5 protein-coding genes are annotated in these 3,587 nt (G+C 44.9%); 1 reads left to right on the top strand and 4 read right to left on the bottom strand.

From position 1 onward, the window contains the following. The 4 genes from IQR33_RS18395 to rpsB form a co-directional block, all read right to left on the bottom strand. The coding region (locus IQR33_RS18395) for a ribosome-recycling factor (RefSeq protein ID WP_193843912.1) at window positions 1-323 on the bottom strand (323 nt) is incomplete at its 3' end. Window positions 324-423: 100 nt separating this feature from the next. Next, window positions 424-1,149: a UMP kinase gene (gene pyrH / locus IQR33_RS18390; RefSeq protein WP_005380329.1), complete on the bottom strand. Its 726-nt coding sequence runs from the start codon at window positions 1,147-1,149 to the stop codon at window positions 424-426. A 147-nt stretch (window positions 1,150-1,296) separates the two neighbouring features. Then, on the bottom strand, window positions 1,297-2,142 hold the full coding sequence (gene tsf, locus IQR33_RS18385) for a translation elongation factor Ts (RefSeq protein WP_005380328.1): 846 nt from the start codon (window positions 2,140-2,142) through the stop codon (window positions 1,297-1,299). Between the two features lie 132 nt (window positions 2,143-2,274). Further along, window positions 2,275-3,003: a 30S ribosomal protein S2 gene (gene rpsB, locus IQR33_RS18380; RefSeq protein WP_005380327.1), complete on the bottom strand. Its 729-nt coding sequence runs from the start codon at window positions 3,001-3,003 to the stop codon at window positions 2,275-2,277. Between the two features lie 384 nt (window positions 3,004-3,387). Here rpsB and IQR33_RS33460 point away from each other — a divergent pair. Next, window positions 3,388-3,587 (top strand): M24 family metallopeptidase (locus tag IQR33_RS33460; protein ID WP_416222684.1); only part of this gene is annotated, 200 nt, incomplete at its 3' end.

Genomic DNA, 3,587 nt, shown 5'->3' with positions numbered 1-3,587 from the left:
TCTTCCGTTAGCGGTGGAAGTGGAACGCGGATGATAGTGCCAGCTGACATAGGGTTTAGACCAAGGTCAGACGTCATGATCGCTTTTTCTACTTTCGGCGTCAGCTCTTTATCAAAAACCGTGATTGCAAGTGTACGTGCATCTTCAGCAATAACGTTTGCTACTTGGTTTAGAGGTGTTGCTGCACCGTAGTATTCTACAGAAATACCAGATAGTAGGCTTGGGTGTGCACGACCTGTACGAATTTTAGAAAGGTTGTTCTTAAGCGCTTCAACGCTTTTATCCATGCGCTCTTGCGCGTCTTTTTTGATTTCGTTAATCACAGTTTCACCTTAAAAATGTCATCTTTCCTGAAGAAAGCCTAAAACGGTTGAGCAAAGCAAGCACCACCCTAACGCGTTGGAGTGGCACCTTAAGCCAAGCTTATTCGTTGATGAGCGTGCCTTCTGCTTCGCCCATTACCACGCGACGTAGTGCGCCTGGCTTGTTCATATTAAATACGCGGATTGGCATTTTGTGGTCACGAGCTAGCGTAAACGCCGCCAAGTCCATAACTTTCAGCTCTTTATCCAGAACTTCTGCATAAGATAGCTTATCATACAGCTCTGCGTCTGGGTTTGCTACAGGGTCAGCAGTAAATACACCATCAACTTTCGTCGCTTTTAGTACGACATCCGCTTCAATTTCGATACCACGTAAACAAGCAGCAGAATCCGTTGTAAAGAACGGGTTACCAGTACCAGCAGAGAAGATGACAACTCGGCCTTGGCGAAGCTCACGGATCGCATCAGCCCAATTATAGTCGTCACATACGCCTTTTAGAGGGATTGCAGACATAACGCGCGCATTTACGTATGCACGGTGAAGAGCATCACGCATCGCTAGGCCATTCATTACTGTAGCAAGCATACCCATGTGGTCACCAACTACGCGGTTCATACCAGCTTCAGCTAGGCCTGCACCACGGAACAAGTTACCGCCACCGATAACTACACCAACCTGAACACCCAGTTCAACCAGTTCTTTAACTTCTTGTGCCATACGATCAAGGACCGCAGGATCAATACCAAAACCGTCTTCACCTTGAAGAGCTTCACCACTCAGTTTTAATAGAATACGTTGATACGCTGGTTTAGGGTTCGTAGTCATGGAGTTTACCTTCCAAAGAGAGTTGTTGATTAACAGTCATGAATAGACACAACTTCAGTTATGGCTATTCATCACGGCTAATCGTTCACTGCTCATAAAAAGACCGCAGCCTTGGCTACGGTCTAATCTTTATACAGTCTCTAAGGATTAACCTTTTTGAGCTGCTGCAACTTCTTCAGCGAAGCTCATTTCTTCTTTCTTCTCGATACCTTCACCTACTTCTAGGCGAACGAACGTAGAAACTGAAGCGCCTTTTTCTTTCAGCATTTCGCCTACAGTTTTCTTAGGCTCCATGATGAAAGCTTGACCTGTTAGAGAGATCTCGCCAGTGAATTTCTTCATGCGGCCAACAACCATCTTCTCAGCGATTTCAGCAGGCTTGCCTTCGTTCATTGCGATTTCAACTTGAACCGCTTTCTCTTTTTCTACTACGTCAGCTGGTACGTCTTCTGGGTTAACGAACTCTGGCTTAGAAGCAGCAACGTGCATTGCAACGTGCTTAAGAGTTTCTGCGTCGCCTTCACCAGCAACAACAACACCGATTTTCTCACCGTGACGGTAAGAAGCGATTGCAGTGCCTTGAACGTATTCTACGCGACGGATAGTGATGTTTTCACCGATTTTAGCTACTAGAGCTACACGTGCGTCTTCGAATTGTGCTTGTAGTTCTTCAACAGAAGCTTTTGAAGCTAGAGCTGCAGCTGCAACTTCTTCTGCGAATGCAGTGAAGTTACCGTCTTTAGCAACGAAGTCAGTTTGGCAGTTAACTTCAAGAAGAACAGCAACGCCGTTTTCTTCTTTGATGATGATTGCGCCTTCAGCTGCAACGTTACCAGCTTTCTTAGCTGCTTTCGCTGCGCCAGATTTACGCATGTTTTCAATTGCTAGTTCGATGTCAGCGTTTGCTTCTACAAGCGCTTTCTTACATTCCATCATGCCAGCGCCAGTACGCTCGCGAAGTTCTTTAACTAGAGCAGCAGTTACAGTTGCCATTCTGTCTTCCTCGTTTGATTCGAAATAAGGTAAAAAACAGGGGCCTAACATTGTCGGCCCCCATTGCTAACTATAACTTAGTTTATGCTACACAAAGGTTTCACATAGACCAAGTGTGACACAGAGCCGCTATTATTCAGCTTCTACGAAACCGTCTTTTTCAGCAACTGCAGCTACGTCTTTGTTACGACCTTCAGATACTGCTGAAGCAGCAGCGTTCAGGTATAGCTGTACAGCGCGGATCGCGTCGTCGTTACCTGGGATTACGTAGTCAACGCCGTCTGGGTTAGAGTTAGTATCTACCACAGCGTATACTGGAATACCTAGGTTGTTAGCTTCTTTAATTGCAATGTGTTCGTGATCAGCGTCGATTACGAATAGAGCGTCTGGTAGGCCGCCCATGTCTTTGATACCACCAAGAGATTTCTCTAGCTTCTCCATTTCGCGAGTACGCATTAGAGCTTCTTTCTTAGTTAGTTTGTCAAAAGTACCGTCTTGAGATTGAGTCTCTAGTTCTTTTAGACGCTTGATAGACTGACGAACTGTTTTGTAGTTTGTAAGCATACCGCCTAACCAGCGGTTGTTTACGTAAAACTGGTTGCTTGCGATTGCAGCTTCTTTAACAGCTTCAGATGCAGCGCGCTTAGTACCTACGAATAGAACCTTACCTTTCTTCTCGCCAACTTTAGCTAGTTCAGCTAGAGCGTCGTTGAACATTGGTACAGTTTTTTCTAGGTTGATGATATGAACTTTGTTACGAGCGCCAAAGATGAATGGCTTCATTTTTGGGTTCCAGTAACGAGTCTGGTGACCGAAGTGAACACCAGCTTTTAGCATATCGCGCATTGATACAGTTGCCATTTTAAAATCCTCTATGGGGTTAGGCCTCCACATTCCCCATAACTCCGACCAAGCTTCTGCTCAGCACCCCGGAATATGTGACGGAATGTGTGTGATTTAAAGATAAAAGGTTATTCGGATGAAGCTTGCTTCGCCGCTTAACTTTGCTAAACGAAGAGAACAGTCCTCTATTCCGGCGCGCTTTATACCATATTTTAGCTCACTGTGGCTAGTAAAAATTATTTCTTCACCGAGCCACTTTCTCCTATTTATAAGCAAAACTTTAAACATATGATCGAATTAAGAATGATGCATATTCCTATCTAACTTGGGTTAACGCCCCGATGTCTGATAGAATGCGGCCATTCGCACGTTTACGTGCTTAGGAATAAGTAGAGAAAGCCAATGTCAATCAAGATTAAAACTGCTGAAGAAATAGAACGCATGCGCATTGCGGGCAAGCTAGCCGCAGAGATTCTAGAAATGATCGAACCACACATCAAAGTTGGTGTGACGACAGAAGAGTTAAACAAAATCTGTCATGAGTACGCTCTAGAAAAAGGCGCATACTCTGCTCCGCTTGATTACCATGGTTTCCCTAAGTC

The sequence above is a fragment of the Vibrio sp. OPT46 genome (assembly GCF_015163535.1).
Taxonomy (GTDB): Bacteria; Pseudomonadota; Gammaproteobacteria; order Enterobacterales; family Vibrionaceae; genus Vibrio; species Vibrio alginolyticus.
The sequence above is the reverse complement of the archived record's forward strand: the minus strand, read 5'-3'. Positions and strand labels throughout refer to the sequence as shown.